Source organism: Bariatricus sp. HCP28S3_D3, assembly GCF_052065755.1.
Lineage (GTDB): Bacteria > Bacillota > Clostridia > Lachnospirales > Lachnospiraceae > Allocoprococcus.
Genome location: NZ_JBQHTK010000046.1, coordinates 1 through 17,032, shown reverse-complemented (window position 1 = coordinate 17,032; position 17,032 = coordinate 1). Strand labels below are relative to the sequence as shown.

Genomic DNA, 17,032 nt, shown 5'->3' with positions numbered 1-17,032 from the left:
CAATTCTGTTCCTTCTTACTGTTTTTAGGTTTGTTAAATCTGTCGATTCAACCGTTCTTGAAAAATCTCTTAAAGAATTTTCAGGGTTGTTGTCTATTGTTTAGTTATCAACGTTCTTTGTTGTTCGCTGTCGTTCGCGACAGCTTTAATAGAATATCATGTTTCTTTTCATTTGTCAACACCTTTTTTTGAATTTTTTTATTTTTTAAATCGGTGTTTTCAAAAGAAAACGGAGAAAGAGGGATTTGAACCCTCGCGCCGGTCACCCGACCTACACCCTTAGCAGGGGCGCCTCTTCAGCCTCTTGAGTATTTCTCCTTAGCCTGAATTTTATTCTATATTTACTGTTTCATTACACATTTTTAACTTGTAACATCACAGCGCATTAGTTATTATACATAACAAGTCGTATTATGTCAACAGTTTTTTTAATCTTTTTCAAAAACTTTTTTCTTCTATATATATTTGTGATTTTATAAGTATACTTCTCTATTTTTTATTGATAAGAAACGTCAAATAATGAAAAGCAGGGATTTTACTTCGTCCGTAAATTTCCCTGCTGCTCCATCATTATTTTTCGTACTTTTCTATTGTCTCTTCAATCCTATGCTTTACCTCAGCCGCAATTTCTACTGTTTTCATATCTTTATATTCATCATAAAGCATCGGTTTCAGGAAATGCACCTGGACTGTTACCGGTTCTATGCTGCTTGTATCAAAAGGTTTGAACGAATCAATCAAAGCAACCGGCACAATCGGACATTTTGCTTTTGTGGCTGCTTTAAAACTTCCCCCTTTAAAATCCAAAAGTTTATTTCCCATCTTCGATCTGGTACCCTCAGCAAATATAATATAATTTCTTCCGCTCTGCACTTCTTTTGTTACATTTGAAATTACCTGCATAGACTGCCTGATATCTTCACGGTCAATCGAAAATGCTTTCATTATAGCTACACACTGCTTTAAAAACGGAACTCCTGCAGCTTCTTTTTTGATGACTGCAGAAAGCGGTCTTGGACATACATCAACAATAGCCAGTACGTCATAGAGTCCTTGATGATTGGGAAACAACATAAAGCCGCCTTCCTTTGGGATATTCTCCTGTCCATGCGGTTCTATGGTCACATTTCCTCCTTTATTTGCTCTTGCTACTATATATTGAAGAAACTTATATCTTTTCTCTTCTGGAATTTTATCCGCATGTGAAGCATAATAGCACAGCTTACACCACATAAACGGCACCAGAATGATATTCCGAAATACCATCAATAAAATTCTTTTCATCTGTACTATTCCTCACAATATTCTTTGATTGCTGTTTCATAAAGATTATTTCCTTCACAATCAATCACAACGATTACCGGCAAATTCTCCACTTCAAGCTTTCTGATTGCTTCTGTTCCAAGATCATCATAGGCAACAATCTCTGATTTTTTGATGCATTTTGAGAGTAGCGCACCGGCTCCTCCAACTGCCGCAAAGTAAACAGATTTATTTCTAATAATTGCATCAATAACCGCCTGACTTCTCTTGCCTTTTCCGATCATTGCGCCAAGCCCCAGATCAAGCAGTCTTGGTGCATATTTATCCATTCTACTGGCCGTTGTCGGTCCTGCCGATCCGATCGGGCGTCCTTCTCTGGCAGGAGACGGTCCCATATAATAGATCATCTGATTTTCAATATTGACCGGGAGCATCTCACCTCTTGAGAGAGTTTCGTCCATTCTTTTATGTGCCGCATCTCTTGCCGTGTAAATCGTTCCGGTTATATATACGTAATCGCCTGCTTTAAGGGACTTTGCTTCTTCTTTTGAAATCGGTGCTGTAATATGTTGATCCATATCTGTTTGTTCCTCACTTTCTTCCTTATCTTTCTCTATTCGCTGCACTGTACATTTCATACTTGCTGCTACGACTTTCTTTATATCGTACGGATCACATGCCGGTTGACATGGCAACAAATATTGATTCCGACAGGCAGTCCGGCAATATGGGTCGGATAAGTATTTATATTTACTGCAAGTGCTGTTGTGGATCCTCCCAGACCGCCGGGACCGATTCCTAATTTATTGATTTTCTCCAGAAGTTCCTCTTCAAGATCCTTTACATATGGAATTTCTGAATGACTTCCTACTTCTCTGGTTAAAGCTTCTTTGGCCATTAATGCACATTTTTCAAAAGTCCCTCCGATTCCGACACCTACCACCATCGGCGGACAGGCATTTGGCCCCGCATCTTTCACCGCAGTCAGGACGGCATCTTTCACACCTTCGATTCCGTCTGCCGGCTTCAGCATAAATACACGGCTCATATTCTCACTTCCGAAGCCTTTCGGAGCGACTTTAATCTTAACTTGATCACCTTCCACTATCTTATAGTGAATGATTCCAGGTGTATTATCTTTTGTATTCTCGCGGATGATCGGATCCTTCACTACTGATTTTCGAAGATATCCCTCCACATATCCCTGACGGATTCCTTCGTTTATGGCATCTTCCAGCATACCACCTTCGAAATGAACTTCCTGTCCGACTTCGATAAATATAACTGCCATTCCGGTATCCTGACAGATCGGAATCATGTCTTCTGCTGCAATCTGCAGGTTATCCTGCAATTGATTCAGAATTTGCTTTCCAAGAGGTGATTTTTCAGTGGAAGCTGCATTTTTCATTGCACAATCCATATCTTTTGACAGAAAATGGTTTGCCTCGATACACATTTCTTTTACATTCTTTGTAATTTCTTCTACATTTATTGTACGCATAAATGTCTTTCTCCTTCCGGTATCCTTTTTATGCCAGCATTTCTTTCCGTCTATTATTCGACATTAACTGCATATAGAATAATTATACACCATCAAAAGGAACCTGCAATCTGTTTTGCACGGATTTTGGAAAAGTTTGCCTGCCGAAAACCGATTTTCCCACACCGCTGCGACACTTCCTGAAAATAATTCTTCATCATAATCTCAGCAGAATTTTCCTGAGCATTTCCATAATAATATATGCATCCGTCTCCATCATCAGATGATACCTCTTTCGGGTCAATTTCTGCAATAATCGGTGCCACATCGAGGGATAAGTTACACATCATGTACTCAAGATCGGCACATGTAAGCTGCTCGATATGACTCACATTATATTTTGCAATCCAGTAATCCGGCTGTGAAAAAGAGAATATCAGATAACTCACTGCGCTGACAGCAATCATATAGTTGACAAGCCGAAAATCTTTTTTGTAAATACTAATTATCACTCCCGCCATTACGATGGCAAGCGCCGCAATAAACCACAGCACGCAAAGTCTCAAAAATGTCAAATGGTACACATCAATATATAGCTTCATACGATATGCTGCTGACAGCATCATTACATAAGTGCAAAGAGAAATGATGGTAATCATATAATTAAGCCATTTATTTTTCTCATACAGTTCTGAACACAAAATCACCATACTGACATTGATCATTACAACCAGAACAAGTTGCCAGAATCCGGCGTGCGCATATTCGGAATACGATATTCCTTCCGGAAGACCTGCCTTCAAAAACAGATATCGAATCTGAATCATAGAGTATAATAAATAAACAGATGCAATTATACTCGTAAATACAATTCCTGTTAAAGACTTGTATTGCTTATCTTTCTTCTCTGTTTCTTTATTTGAATTAACACGACATGATGCATAAAAAAATGCATAGATCAGTAAAAATCCTGCCATAAATGTAATTAAAACTCCAAATAAAGTATTGAACATCTCGATCAATGAATTAAATCCTTCAAAATTCATCCATGAAAACGCACTTTTAATGATTCTATTAAATACAATATCCGAACCGGCAAGAAGAGGTACTACCACAAACAGCACGCCAATTGCCATACCGCCTCCCAGAATGATTGGTTTCCATTTTTCTTTATCCACTGTTCTTTCTTTTTTGCTGCTATTGATGATTTCTTTCGTATTTTTCAGCGGAAGAAAAATATTTCCTATTGTCGCAAAAGGTATCCTTATCATTTTATTGATATATTCCAGTATTTTATCATTTCTTTCTTCATTCATCTGGTTGATCATCAAACTCATAAGAAGTACAAGCATGCAACACCAGTTTAAAAACTGTATCAACATATTTGCTGTCAGGCATGTAGACACTCCACATAATATTACTCCAATGTAAATAAATTTTGTTTCTTTTTTGTGAACCAGATTAGCTTTCTTAAGAAACTTATTAATAACTATAACTGTTGTAATTGCATAAAGTAAAAAAGTCCATCCGAATAAATTCTTATACATGCAGAATGCAAATACGATTCCATAAAAAATACTGACTACTGTAAAATACCGGTAATTGTCTTTGATACATATTTCATACATAAAGATTCTCCTTCCTTACAATTTTAATACATTTATATTTATTCTGAGGCTGCATCTTCATCCGGTACGTATTCCAGAATATCCCCAGGCTGGCAGTCCAAAACCCTGCAAATTGCTTCTAGTGTGGTAAAGCGTATTGCTTTTGCTTTATTATTTTTTAAAATAGATAAATTCGCCATGGTGACATCCACTTCTTTTGAAAGCTCGGTGAGTCCCATTTTACGTTTAGCCATCATGACATCCAGATTAATTACGATTGCCACAAGATACACCTCCCTAGATTGTCAGATCATTTTCATCTTTGTAATTGACTGCTTCCTGAAATACGCAGGAAAGTACCACACTGAACAGTGCTGCAATAAAAAACACAAGAATGATAATCAAAGTTGCAGGAGTTGGAACCAATAATACTTTGATAAAAAAGAAAATAGAAATTACCAGGCTGTACCTTGCCATTCTCCTAAGACTTTTTACATTATCTTCCACGAAGCAATTCGCTTCCAGAACTGTCTTCATCATTTTTCGCAATTCATTTACGATTAAAAGTCCGTTTAAACCAGATACTGCAAACACGATCAGCATTGCCAAATAATGGATTTCTATGTCTTTTGAATAATGTGTTCCGGCAAATCTGAGCCATATTGGCAGCGTGAGCAGAACAATAATTCCTGTAAAAAACATAATGTCCAGAATCAATTTCGTCAGCTTTTTAATTCGTTCATACTTCATTGATTATACCTCCAGTATATTTTCTATTTCCTGTTTCTGTCATTATATTCCACATTATTTTGAATTACAATATATTTTTATTGATTTTCGATATTTTTTTATTGTTTTTTGAATGGTGTTTTTGATAATTGACAAATTCGCAGCAGGCTGTTATATTAATTTTGTTTGACTATAAAACTATTTTATATATAAAATATAAGAAAGGATTATCATTATGAACACACTAAGAAAGCTCTATTGCCGTTCTTTTCAAACAGTTTTTCGAACTGCACTTCCATTTCTTCCGTATAGAAAGCCTAAAATTCTTGGAAGTGTCAAAGCTTTACCTGAGATTCTGCTGAAACGCAAGTATAACCATGTACTTATTATTACCGATGAAGGAATCATGAAGCTTGGCCTCACGAAGCGTCTTGAAAAAGTACTTTCCGAAAATAATATTAAATATACGATTTATGATAAAACCGTGGCTAATCCCACTACAAAGAATGTTGCTGAAGCAATGGATTTATTTCTTTCCAATAATTGTAATGCCATCATAGGTTTTGGAGGTGGGTCAAGTATGGACTGTGCCAAAGCAGTAGGTGCCAAGATTGCAAAACCGAAACAGTCTCTTGCCAAAATGAAAGGCATTCTGAAAGTACACAAAAGAATTCCTCTTCTAATTGCAGTTCCCACTACAGCCGGAACCGGAAGTGAAACTACGCTTGCCGCAGTGATCACCGATGCCGAGACAAGACATAAATATGCAATCAATGATTTTCCTTTGATTCCCAGATATGCTATACTTGACCCAAAGGTAACCTTAAGTCTTCCTCCTTTTATCACCGCAACCACCGGTATGGATGCACTTACACACGCAGTAGAAGCATATATCGGGAATTCAACAACTTACGAAACCCGTATGGATGCCCTGAAAGCAGTCGAACTTATTTTTGAAAATATTGACACGGTTTATACAGATGGAAAAAATGAGGAAGCCCGTAAGAAAATGCTTCACGCTTCTTTCTATGCCGGATGTGCATTTACCAAATCCTATGTAGGTTACGTTCATGCTGTTGCCCATTCTCTTGGAGGGGAATACAACGTGCCGCACGGACTGGCAAATGCAGTGATTCTTCCGCTTGTTTTGGAAGCCTATGGTTCCACGATTTACAAAAAGCTCCACAAACTTGCAATCGCTGCCGGACTGGCAGATAAAAATACACCACATGAAACGGCAGCGAAAGCATTTATTCTTGCAGTCAAAGAAATGAAAAAGCGATTTGAAATCGGAGATACCATTGAATCGATTCGGGAAGAAGATATTCCAAAGCTCGCTCACTATGCCGATAAGGAGGCAAATCCACTTTATCCGGTTCCGGTACTGATGGACGCCAAAGAACTTGAAACATTTTATTATCAATTGATGCAACAATCTGAACAGTAGGAAGGAGAATTTTCATGACGGAACATGAAATCAGAGAAATCGTTGAAACACAGCGTAAATTTTTCTACACCGGAGCTGTACTCGATGTAGATTACAGAATACAGGCTTTGAAAAAGCTGCAGTCCTGCATTTTGAAATATGAAAACGAAATCAACGATGCAATAAAAAAGGATTTGGGAAAGAGCGCATTTGAAAGCTACATGTGCGAAACAGGGCTTGTTTTGAGTGAAATCAGCTATATGTTGAAACATATCCGCAAATTTTCCAAAGAGAAAACAGTTCTCACTCCGCTCGCGCATTTTCATTCCCGCAGTTTTAAGAAGCCGTCTCCATACGGTGTTGTGCTGATCATGAGTCCCTGGAATTATCCGTTTTTATTGACGATCGATCCTCTTGTAGATGCCATCGCCGCCGGAAATACCGCTGTTGTAAAACCGAGCGCCTATTCCCCTAACACAAGCGAAATTATGAAAAAACTGATTGAAGAATGCTTCGACAAAGAATATGTTGCGTTAGTGACCGGAGGACGAGCTGAAAATACCTGTCTTCTGAACGAACATTTTGATTACATTTTCTTTACCGGAAGCCAGACAGTCGGCAAAGAAGTCATGAAATGTGCTTCTTCCCATCTCACACCGGTTACGCTGGAACTTGGCGGTAAAAGTCCTTGTATCGTAGAAAAAAGCGCCAACTTAAAGCTTGCCGCAAAAAGAATCGTATTTGGAAAATACCTGAACTGCGGGCAGACCTGCGTGGCACCGGACTATATTTTCTGCGACAAAGAAATCAAAGATCGCCTGATTGAAGAAATAAAACTGCAGATTGAAAAGCAGTTTACAACCGATGCTCTGCATAATGATCATTACGGAAAAATCATCAACCAGAAACATTTTGACCGGATCTGCGGACTGATTGATCCGGCGAAAGTTGTCTGCGGCGGCGGATCAGACGCTGATACGTTAAAAATCGAACCTACTTTGATGGATCATGTAACCTTTGACGATGCTGTAATGCAGGAAGAAATCTTCGGACCGGTCCTTCCGGTTCTGACATACGATTCTTTGGATGCAGCGATCCGTAAAATCAACTCAATGGCACACCCGCTTGCACTATATATTTTCACCAACAGCAAAGCTGTTGCCGGAAAAGTAACTTCCGAATGCGGATTCGGCGGTGGATGCATCAACGATACGATCATTCATCTTGCTACCAGTGAAATGGGATTCGGCGGATTCGGAGAAAGCGGAATGGGATCTTACCACGGACGGGACGGATTCCGGACGTTCTCACATTATAAGAGTATTGTAGATAAAAAGACATGGCTGGATCTGCCTATGCGATATCAGCCTTATAGCTCTCTTAATAAGAAATTGATTCATATGTTTTTGAAATAATATGTTAAACAATTTAGGTATACATGATTTTTAATTTTTAAAATGGCTGGCTTAGATTTTAAATATTCTAAACCAGCCACATGCTTTTATTCTCTTTTCAGTTCTTCTATCACATTCTGTTTCTTAATCTTCTGTATACTGTACAGCATACTGCAGAACACTACGATCATAACCCAGATAATTGCGACAAACAAAGGTTTCCATGGATATACAAACTGAATTTGTGCACTTCTGGCGATATTGCCAAACAGTAGTACACTAATCAATAGCGATCCGATAACTCCATAACTGATGGACTTGAACCCGTAGATGAGGCACTCATAATTCATCATTTTATGAAGCATCTTCCGGGACATTCCCATAGACTGAAGCATTGCAAATTCTCGTTTTCTCAGCATAACGTTGGTTGATATCGTGTTAAACACATTTGCTGCTGCGATCAGGGATATCAATACAATAAATCCATAAGTCAGTACCTTTACAGAGAGAAGCATTCCTCTGTCTTTTTCATAATCTTTCGCCGCACATGACAGATAGCCATTTTCCAACAGTTCTTCATTTGTCATTTTTTTCTCCAGTTCCTGATAGACCGAATTGTACTGTGTTGCTTTGATTGCAATATTGGATTCAACCGAATTAAACAAATCATCCTTGAACAGGTACTCTTCCATCCTGCTTTCCGGAACCAGAATGATGACATTTCCATATCCGATTTCCTGAGAATCGAATAGATAATTCGGAAGATTTTCAATGGAATGACTCAGAATGATTTCTTTTTCTTCGGAAATTTTTGTGTTATATTCTCCGTTTTCTGTTGGGATTACTTGCTCTCTATAATATCGGAGTGTCAGATTTTCTTTTCCGTCAAAGAATTCTTTTTCTACATATTTTCCTTTTTCTGTATCATATTTTACATATTTATCGTAATATACCGGATTATTGCCATATGTATATTTTACAAATTCATCGTCCGGGATAAAGATCAGATTGCACCAGACTCTTGCCTCTTCTACATCAAAATAAATAAATTGATCTTTATATTCCTTATATCGCTCTACTCCTTCTATCTCGTCTAAAACTTGTTCTATTTTTTTGTTTTCTGCTTCAGATTCTTCCATTTCATCCATTTTATAATCTCTACTGGTATAAAGGATCTCGTATTCCGGCATTTTCATTACAAATGCTCCGGTTGAAATGAGATATTCTGAAAGCAGGGACGCGGACACAAATAAGATAATGCTGATGGTAAGTGAAAATACGGTCGCTCTGTATTTTTTCCGATCGCGTTTGTAATTTTTATCTGCAAGCATCCCTTCTACTCCAAACAGTTTAAAAATATATTTCGGACTTTTTACTTTCTTGGAACGTATTTTTATATCTTTTGTCGCGCGAATTGCCTGCATTGGTGTAATCTTACGTATTCTTCTGACAGGTCCCCAGACGGAAAGGCATACCAGAATAAATACGATCAGAATCGTCATTGGAATGATGTATGGATACACATGTAACCTGATTGTTTCTTCGTCACCGTGAATCCATCCTCCAAGCCACGGACCAATATAGTGAAGTGTTACAGCGATTCCTCCTACACCGGCAAGGATACCGAATGGAATTCCTATGACCGCCACCGAAGCTGCTTCGTACCACATGGCTTTTTTCAGCTGCTTATTTGTCGCGCCGACTGAAGACAAGATGCCAAATTGTGTGGTTCTCTCTCTTAGCGAGATGGCAAATGTATTATAGATCAGTGAAATGGATCCGATTCCAATGATGAAGATCAAGATCTGCATGATACCATCTAAAAATGTCATGTATGCACTGTTTCTGGAAGCTCCGATCCATTTTAAAACTGCTTCATTTGAGTTCCAGCTTGTTCCTTTTCCTTTTGTCTCGATAAAATTCTGGATATTTCGCGGATTTTTCAGCTGTACATACGTGTTATAAGGCGCCTCTTTATCTTCTTCCTGATGTTTCTTTGAAAGGATATCCCCGGTAAATGCATCCATACCTCCGCCGCCCATATTGCTGTTTCCCCAAGACTCCAGGATACCTACAATTGTATATGTTCTCTCATATTTCGGAGCAAAATTTTCGTATTTATCCTCCTGTTCCTGATATTCGATCCAAGGATTTCCGGTTATCTTTTCTCCGTCGATGATCCAGTCGCCTACCGTAACTGTGATCGTATCTCCTACATCAACCACACGGTACTGTTCTCCGGTCTGAGTACTAGTCATGGTAATCGTTTCTTCCTGAAGGATGATTTCATTCTCATTTTCCGGCAAGCGCCCCTCCGACAACTTCACTCCCAGAAGCTCTGCGGCTTCCGGATTCATCGTCTGCATATACAGATAATTGGCGATCTTTTGTATGTTTTTCTGCCTCAGAAAAGAAACATCTCCATATCCCAGTTCCCTTATAGAAACACATTTCTTGACATCATCATATTTTGCAGTCTCTTCATATTCTTCTTTCGTAAGCGCTTCTTCGTAAAGATGCCATTCTCCATTTTCCCGCTTTCCGCGCTCCAGCATATAATTCTGAATACTGCCTCCAAATACGAGAACTCCCGTCACCATAGAAGTCGCAAGAATGACACCTATGATTGATACAATCGTCCGCACTTTATTCTGTTTCATCGTCTGAAAGGTGATTTTTGCGAAAATATTCATTAGCGAATCACCTCATCTCTCACGATTCGTCCATCTTCCAGCGAAATGATCCGGTCTGCCTGCAGCGCAATATTTTCATCATGAGTAATCACGATCAATGTCTGGTCGTAGGTTCTGTTCGAATATCTGAGAAGCTTCATGATTTCTTTGCTGTTCTCAGAATCCAGATTTCCTGTCGGCTCGTCAGCAAGAACCAGTGTCGGCGCATTCATCAGCGCTCTTCCCACCGAAACTCTCTGTTGCTGTCCTCCGGAAAGCTGATTTGGCAGATGCTTCCTCCTTTTCTTTAGTTTTAACAAGTCCAGAAGTTCCTCCAGACGTTCTTCGTTTACTTTTCTTCCATCCATCAGAACCGGAAGCGTCATATTTTCTTCTACAGTCAGAACCGGAATCAGATTATAAAACTGATAAATCAGTCCGATCTGCCTGCGCCGGAAAATGGCAAGTTCTTCTTCTTTCTGCGCATAAACATCCGTTCCGCCTACGATAACCTTTCCGCCGTCCGGTTTGTCCACACCGCCGATCAAATGGATCAGCGTTGATTTTCCGGATCCGGATGCACCGACGACCGCGACAAATTCGCCTTTGTCCACAGTAAAGGAAACATTGTCCAAGGCTTTCACCTGATTGCTTCCCTCGCCATATACTTTTGTCAGGTTTTCTACCCTTAAGATTTCCATATTTTATACTCCTCCTTCGTCATGTAATGTCATTTTTCTTTTTCTGATTCTTAGTATAACGAAGTCAGATGACTGCTCCATGACTCGTGGATGACAATTTTGTCACTTTAGGTTCGAAAAAATATTTACGTCTTACATCGGTGTCCCAACTTCGATCAGATTTCCATCCGGATCATAAAACCGGATTACCTTTTGTCCCCATGAATGTGTCATTAATCGATTCACATATTTTACGGACGGATCATATTTTTCGAGTTTCTCAATAAAAGCTTCAATATTTTTCTCTTCGAAATATAATTCACACGCATTATTTTCCGGAATAACATCTTTCCCCGTGAATTTCTTCCAGATTGATTCTTCCTGAAGGACTAACCCCTCCGTCAAAATCATATTTCCGTCGTTGTCAAGGATCGTTTCAAGACCAAACAACTTGTGATAGAATTCTTTCGATTTTTCAATATCTTTCACAACAATCAGTATATTTTTTAATTTCATCTTCATTCTCCTCCAAAAACTATGCTTGTTCTCTTACCATTTCACTTCATAAGCCGTATATTCATGGCTAAAATGATATCCCAGTTTCTCAGCCAATCCTACCGACCACTTATTCTGAGCATCCCAACTGGGATACAATCCTCTCTTCAAACATTCCAGAATCAGTTTTGCCCCACATGCATAAGCCAGACCTTTTCTTCTGTGATCTTCCCTCGTATCAATTTCAATTTCAATTCCATCCTTGTATCTGCTATAAGACGAGGCCCCGGCTACCAGCTCACCATCTTTTAGAGCGACTACTCCAAGCCCCAGTTCCTTGTATGCAGGATAATCTTGAAACTGAGATACTAGATCATTAGCCCACTTATTTTTCCGGCATAATTCATACTCTTCTTGTTCTAACAACTTCAATTCATATTCCTCTGGTAATTGCAATATCGCTTGTTCCAATTTACTTTTATCAAAAATATCCTTCTCTTTTTTGATTGCATATCTTGTAACTTTCCTGGCGTTTTTTCCATAACATTTCTCAATCAGTTCTGCCCATTTTTCATTCTGCGGAACCATGATGATAAAATCCTGATTGCAGTTTTTTGGTTTTAATCGAAGTAATTTTTCATCCGGTTTTCCGGCGTAGAATGCAAAATCTCCTAATATTGCCAGTGCCGCATCATTTTCCGGAGGATTGGTATAGATTTCTCCCATGATTTCCTGTAGGCAAGACCATATAATTGTTTCGTCCCATTTGCCGAATATTTCTTTTATTTTCATTTTTTCTCACTCCTGTAGAATATATAGCTACAGTATATCATAAAAATAATAGATTTACCCTCTAAAAAATCAAATCCTCTGAAACAGAAAGTTTTTACCTTTTTCCATTTCAGAGGATTCTTCCCTCCATCAACACAAACTAATTTCTAAGCGGATATACATCCCGAATCAGTCCATCCTGATCATATTGAAAATAAATTTTTTCTTCTTTTTCTTTCTCTCCATCCATATATTTTACAAGCACAGTTTCAGAAGTATCTGTTTGATCTACTAACTCAATTTCTTTAACATATATTTCTTTTTCTTCACTATCTGCCTCAAATAGGAATTGTTGTCCATACGTTGAAATAAAATATTCTAATCTGCCCATTTCAAAGTACTTTCCCAATAAGTCTTCCCAATTTTTCTCTATTTCTTCTTTCTGTTCCGACTGCTCCTTTTCACTTATTCCTTCTCCTATGACAGTTGCGGTTTCGCTGGTGAACAGTTTTGGATTTGGTGCTGTAAACATCGCATCCACAACTTTTTCTGCCGCTTCACTTACGGTATTATCATCCCCCTTTGAACACCCTGGTATTATGGAAAGTGATAATAATAAAATAATTATTTTAATAATGTTATTTTTCATGATATATCACTGCTTTCTTAAAATGTCTTTTTTAATTATCTTATTTTTGACTTTTTACATTCTTTTTTAGGTAGTGTCAAATACTACCTGTTTTTTTGTTCCAAAATTCAATAAAAACCTTGATTTTATAAGAAGCATGCAAATAAAAAGAGCATTGACTTCCTTTTTTCTGGTATAATGTCCTCGAGCAAAATTGCTGGCTGATTACTATTATCTGCAAATATATTCCACCTAAACAGTGGACCTTTGATGATTCCCACTCCCCAAAGTACCCGAAACTCAAAACAGACCAACTTCCTAAAATGTAAATCCACCACAACAACTGGGACTGGGATCTCCTGATTTCCTACTATGAATTCAAGTATCACAAGAAACTCAAACCCGTCTCACGCCGCAAAGAATGTGATATCCCAGAGGAATGCAAGTGTCCCTGTTGTAATCAACCTTATCTCTACCGCAACAACGGCAGAAAAGGCCAAATCAAATGCAAAGTCTTCGACACAAACTTTTCACCGGATGATAACCGTTTCTCCAAAGAGTATACGTTACGCTGCCCACACTTTGGAAATGCTCTGGTACATAAAAAGGACCGAAAAGACTTTATCGTCCACAAATGTGTGAATCCCAAATGCCCTTACTATCTCCACACTCTCAAAAAAAGTAGCTAAGGAACATCTTGAAAAAACTTATGGCAAGAACGAATACAACCTCCACTACCTCTACCGTGAATTCACCGGGGATTTCTTTAAGATGTATCTGGATTTTTTCCCGAAGAACGCTTCTTCCCTGAAGTTCAACAAGTTCTATTTCCACGTGATGTCACTGTGCCTGACTCTTCACGTTAACCTCGGGCTCTCCCTGCGGAAAATCTCCCAGGCTTTGAAGGATCTTTATAACATCCGGATCTCACACCAGCAGATCGCCAACTACTATAAAACTGCTGCTATCTGTGTAAAACCTTTCGTGGACAACTATGACTATCATGCCGACAGCACTTTCACTGCTGATGAAGCCTATATCAAGATTAGTGGTATCAAAAACTTATATCTGGTTCATTATGGATCTTGCAAAACGCTCCATCATCGGTTATCAGGTCTCTGACAAACGCGGCGTCAATCCCTGTATCATGGCAATGCGTATGGCTTTTAGACATTTCAAAGAGCTTCCAAAAAACTTCCGCTTTATCGCAGACGGTTACAGTGCCTATCCTCTGGCTGCCCAGCATTTCTTTCATGAATTTGGAGATGCCTTCAAGTTCAGCATTACCTAGGTGATTGGACTTACCAACGACGATGCGGTTTCCAAAGAGTCCCGTCCATTCAGGCAGATGATCGAGCAGCTGAACCGAACCTATAAAGCGTCCTACCGAAAAACAAACAGATTTGACAACATCGACGGTGCCAACTATGACCTTGCTCTGTGGGTTGAATACTATAACTTTCTGCATCCCCACAAACACAACAACTATAAAGTCCTGAACACAGTAGAAATGCTGGAAGTCGCTCACAACATGCCCAGAAAATGGCAGATGCTGTTCTTCCTTTGCCAACAGACAATCCTGAATCTCCAGAAACAGAAAAATGCGTAAATGGAGCGGAACCGTTGTCAGGAGGATCGTGGAATACTGGAGCATGAAGTGCGAGGATATGCCGTGAAAACCTCTTGACATAAGGTTCACGTATTATCCTGTTTAGCAGAAATGGGTAAGTACGCCCTTTTCTGCCTTCCGGCGAGGATAGGTCCGGGCAGATCCTGAATTGGATCAAGGGACCGGTTCCTTGCAAGTTCTTAGGGCAGCGCCCTAAGCCTTCGGCGGGTCTTCCGTCTTATATATTTGCAATTTTTAAGGTTCGTTTGAGCCTCTTATTTTCGGCTCAGTTTTTCATAGATTACTTGACACTACCTTTTTTATATAACCTTATATACGAATGCAACTCGTAAAAAGTTTTAAACATATCTATTTTTTTTTGAAACTTTCTAAAAAAATAATCGTATATATTCATAAATACATGTAAAATACTTATTACCCAGTCAATACGAAAGGAGAGATAGGATGGATGACCGTACTATTATAAATCAAATTCAAAAAGGAGATCATAAATCACTCGAATTATTAATTGATAAATACAATCGTTATGTTACCGTTATCGTTTTCAATATCTTAAATGGAGTGATGGGAAATGAGGATATTCAGGAAGTTGTAAGTGATACATTTTTTCTTCTTTGGAAAAATATACATAAAGTAGACCTTGATACCTTTTCCGATTTAAAAAATTATCTGGCAACCATTGCAAAAAATGCTGCAAAATCTAAATTACGTGCATACAAACAGACACTTCCGTTAATGGATGAAATACTAAATACTGATGAAAATGAAATCGAAAAAATTCATACGAAAGACTGGGTGATCAGTTGCATACGGCAGTTAAAACGTTCAGAACAAATAGTTTTGATCAAATATTATTACCAATGCAAAACAATCAAAGAAATTTCAGATGAAGAACTTCTACCTGAATCTACTGTGAAAACAAGATTACGAACTGGAAAAATACATTTAAAAGAATTATTAGAGAAAGGAGAGTAAATATGAACTATTATGAAATATTCGATCTTGTAGAAGATGAATGTGTTGATATTTTGCCAAATGATAATCTTCCTGATGATTTTGATGATATTTTTACTGCGGAAAATACAAAAAAAATGGTATTCGATAAAATCAATACATTAAATAATTCTCAGACGCGAAGGAAAAAACTCACTCCAAAAAAATTAATTATCATTTCTATTGCAGCTGCATTATTGATATCCGGCACTGTTATCGCAAAACCTTATTGGAAATTATGGCAGGAGGGCGGTGCCGAAGAAATAACAAATGATAATCGGGAATTAATTGGAAAAGAAGTATGGACTGATGCATTTGTGACGACCTCAGAAGAATATGAAAATTACTTAAAACACCCTCCCATTTACAAATTACCTGAAAATGATATTGTTAAATCCATTGAAGGTGACGTATTAGGACCTAATTCCGTAAACATTTTTCCAACATCCGAAAAAGATAATCAATTTTTATCTCCGGAAGTAATAATGATGAATAATGCACTTGTTGTATTTACTACTACTGACAGCATAGGATGGAAATTAAAAAAAGGTGACATTATCAACTTTGAAGCCGAACTTTATCCAACTTATGGACATTCAACATCTATTTTTTGTATTTTACCTATTATTGACGGCGAACTTAAAGAAGATATGGAAATTTTCAACGCAAACAAGGTTTCCTATCATTACACAATCACAGAAGATTGCTATTATAATCTTGGAATACTTAGTGCCAGCCCCAGTACAATCAGTTTTCATGAAGGAACAATTTCAATAATCAGTGGCCAAGGTACAAGCGACTAGGGGACAAGTCCATAGTCACACTTCTCTTCAAGTACGCCGAGGCGTACTTGCTGCGAGGCTTTATCTTGGAAAAAGATTGGACTCCCGCCAAGAATAACTTGTCGCAACTCACCACCTATAGAGGTGGGAGTCTTATCTTCTTTCAAGATAAACGTTTCTCCTTCCAAGCCAAAGGGCGCTGCTCGTGTCAAGATGCTGGGGTCAAAAGCCCTGTCATCGAACGTCCCTTTTTTGCTTTTTGTTGCTATTTAATTTATAAGTTTCTACCGTAGTTTTCGGTATATTTGGTGTCGATTGTAACTATACCCTTCCCATATTCTTATGCCAATAGAGGATTTTCTGCATAGTTTGAAGACCCTTTCACATAGTGAAAGAGTTTTCGAAAATTCAACGCTGCGATTTTACTTCCGAAAAAGAACCTTCCTCTTTGTTTTCCACGAGGAAGCTTTTCCAGATGATAG

Annotated in this window: 16 protein-coding genes, 1 tRNA gene and 1 pseudogene; 5 read left to right on the top strand and 13 right to left on the bottom strand. The window is 38.3% G+C overall.

The window, feature by feature from the left end; translation table 11 throughout:
- Window positions 1-230: 230 nt before the first annotated feature.
- The 7 genes from ACTNB3_RS16710 to ACTNB3_RS16680 all read right to left on the bottom strand — a co-directional run bounded on the left by ACTNB3_RS16710 (window position 231) and on the right by ACTNB3_RS16680 (window position 5,100).
- Window positions 231-318: transfer RNA gene (locus ACTNB3_RS16710), tRNA-Ser, on the bottom strand.
- Between the two features lie 252 nt (window positions 319-570).
- The gene (locus ACTNB3_RS16705) at window positions 571-1,284 is read right to left on the bottom strand and encodes a lysophospholipid acyltransferase family protein (protein ID WP_427820735.1); all 714 of its coding nucleotides are present in this window, start codon (window positions 1,282-1,284) and stop codon (window positions 571-573) included.
- A 5-nt stretch (window positions 1,285-1,289) separates the two neighbouring features.
- Window positions 1,290-1,901 carry a Fe-S-containing hydro-lyase gene (locus tag ACTNB3_RS16700; RefSeq protein WP_441027023.1) on the bottom strand — a complete coding sequence of 204 codons (612 nt, stop codon included), beginning with the start codon at window positions 1,899-1,901 and terminating at the stop codon, window positions 1,290-1,292.
- Between the two features lie 20 nt (window positions 1,902-1,921).
- Window positions 1,922-2,764, bottom strand: coding sequence for a fumarate hydratase (locus ACTNB3_RS16695; protein ID WP_427807332.1), 843 nt, complete (start codon window positions 2,762-2,764; stop codon window positions 1,922-1,924).
- A 92-nt stretch (window positions 2,765-2,856) separates the two neighbouring features.
- The gene (locus ACTNB3_RS16690) at window positions 2,857-4,371 is read right to left on the bottom strand and encodes a DUF4153 domain-containing protein (protein ID WP_441027021.1); all 1,515 of its coding nucleotides are present in this window, start codon (window positions 4,369-4,371) and stop codon (window positions 2,857-2,859) included.
- Window positions 4,372-4,409: 38 nt separating this feature from the next.
- A complete protein-coding gene (locus ACTNB3_RS16685) occupies window positions 4,410-4,634 on the bottom strand; it encodes a helix-turn-helix domain-containing protein (RefSeq protein WP_441027019.1) in 225 nt (74 codons plus the stop codon).
- Window positions 4,635-4,647: 13 nt separating this feature from the next.
- Window positions 4,648-5,100, bottom strand: a complete 453-nt coding sequence (locus ACTNB3_RS16680) for a DUF2975 domain-containing protein (RefSeq protein ID WP_427807325.1) — start codon at window positions 5,098-5,100, stop codon at window positions 4,648-4,650.
- Window positions 5,101-5,314: 214 nt separating this feature from the next.
- On the opposite strand from ACTNB3_RS16680, the gene ACTNB3_RS16675 reads away from it, so the two are divergent.
- Together ACTNB3_RS16675 and ACTNB3_RS16670 are read left to right on the top strand one after the other, a co-directional pair.
- Window positions 5,315-6,526, top strand: a complete 1,212-nt coding sequence (locus ACTNB3_RS16675) for an iron-containing alcohol dehydrogenase (protein ID WP_441027017.1) — start codon at window positions 5,315-5,317, stop codon at window positions 6,524-6,526.
- A gap of 14 nt (window positions 6,527-6,540) precedes the next feature.
- Window positions 6,541-7,920, top strand: a complete 1,380-nt coding sequence (locus ACTNB3_RS16670) for an aldehyde dehydrogenase (protein ID WP_441027015.1) — start codon at window positions 6,541-6,543, stop codon at window positions 7,918-7,920.
- Window positions 7,921-8,006: 86 nt separating this feature from the next.
- Here ACTNB3_RS16670 and ACTNB3_RS16665 read toward each other — a convergent pair whose 3' ends face one another.
- From ACTNB3_RS16665 to ACTNB3_RS16645, 5 genes are all read right to left on the bottom strand, one after another.
- Complete coding sequence (locus ACTNB3_RS16665) at window positions 8,007-10,592, bottom strand: ABC transporter permease (protein WP_441027013.1); 2,586 nt, start codon at window positions 10,590-10,592, stop codon at window positions 8,007-8,009.
- On the bottom strand, window positions 10,592-11,272 hold the full coding sequence (locus tag ACTNB3_RS16660) for an ABC transporter ATP-binding protein (protein WP_427807318.1): 681 nt from the start codon (window positions 11,270-11,272) through the stop codon (window positions 10,592-10,594). Before ACTNB3_RS16660 ends, ACTNB3_RS16665 begins: the two co-directional genes overlap by 1 nt.
- 132 nt (window positions 11,273-11,404) lie before the next feature.
- Window positions 11,405-11,767 (bottom strand): VOC family protein, encoded by a 363-nt coding sequence (locus ACTNB3_RS16655; RefSeq protein ID WP_427820743.1) that lies wholly within the window; start codon window positions 11,765-11,767, stop codon window positions 11,405-11,407.
- 33 nt (window positions 11,768-11,800) lie between these two features.
- Window positions 11,801-12,538 carry a GNAT family N-acetyltransferase gene (locus ACTNB3_RS16650; protein ID WP_441027010.1) on the bottom strand — a complete coding sequence of 246 codons (738 nt, stop codon included), beginning with the start codon at window positions 12,536-12,538 and terminating at the stop codon, window positions 11,801-11,803.
- Between the two features lie 139 nt (window positions 12,539-12,677).
- Window positions 12,678-13,166, bottom strand: coding sequence for a hypothetical protein (locus ACTNB3_RS16645; protein ID WP_441027008.1), 489 nt, complete (start codon window positions 13,164-13,166; stop codon window positions 12,678-12,680).
- Window positions 13,167-13,366: 200 nt separating this feature from the next.
- Here ACTNB3_RS16645 and ACTNB3_RS16640 point away from each other — a divergent pair.
- From ACTNB3_RS16640 to ACTNB3_RS16630, 3 genes and pseudogenes are all read left to right on the top strand, one after another.
- Window positions 13,367-14,754 (top strand): annotated as a pseudogene (locus ACTNB3_RS16640) (IS6 family transposase).
- Between the two features lie 465 nt (window positions 14,755-15,219).
- Window positions 15,220-15,750: an RNA polymerase sigma factor gene (locus tag ACTNB3_RS16635; RefSeq protein ID WP_427820748.1), complete on the top strand. Its 531-nt coding sequence runs from the start codon at window positions 15,220-15,222 to the stop codon at window positions 15,748-15,750.
- Between the two features lie 2 nt (window positions 15,751-15,752).
- Window positions 15,753-16,571 (top strand): hypothetical protein, encoded by an 819-nt coding sequence (locus tag ACTNB3_RS16630; protein WP_427820749.1) that lies wholly within the window; start codon window positions 15,753-15,755, stop codon window positions 16,569-16,571.
- Here the strand turns inward: ACTNB3_RS16630 and ACTNB3_RS16625 are convergent.
- Window positions 16,568-16,717 carry a hypothetical protein gene (locus ACTNB3_RS16625; protein WP_441027006.1) on the bottom strand — a complete coding sequence of 50 codons (150 nt, stop codon included), beginning with the start codon at window positions 16,715-16,717 and terminating at the stop codon, window positions 16,568-16,570. The genes ACTNB3_RS16630 and ACTNB3_RS16625 overlap by 4 nt on opposite strands.
- Window positions 16,718-17,032 lie beyond the last annotated feature (315 nt).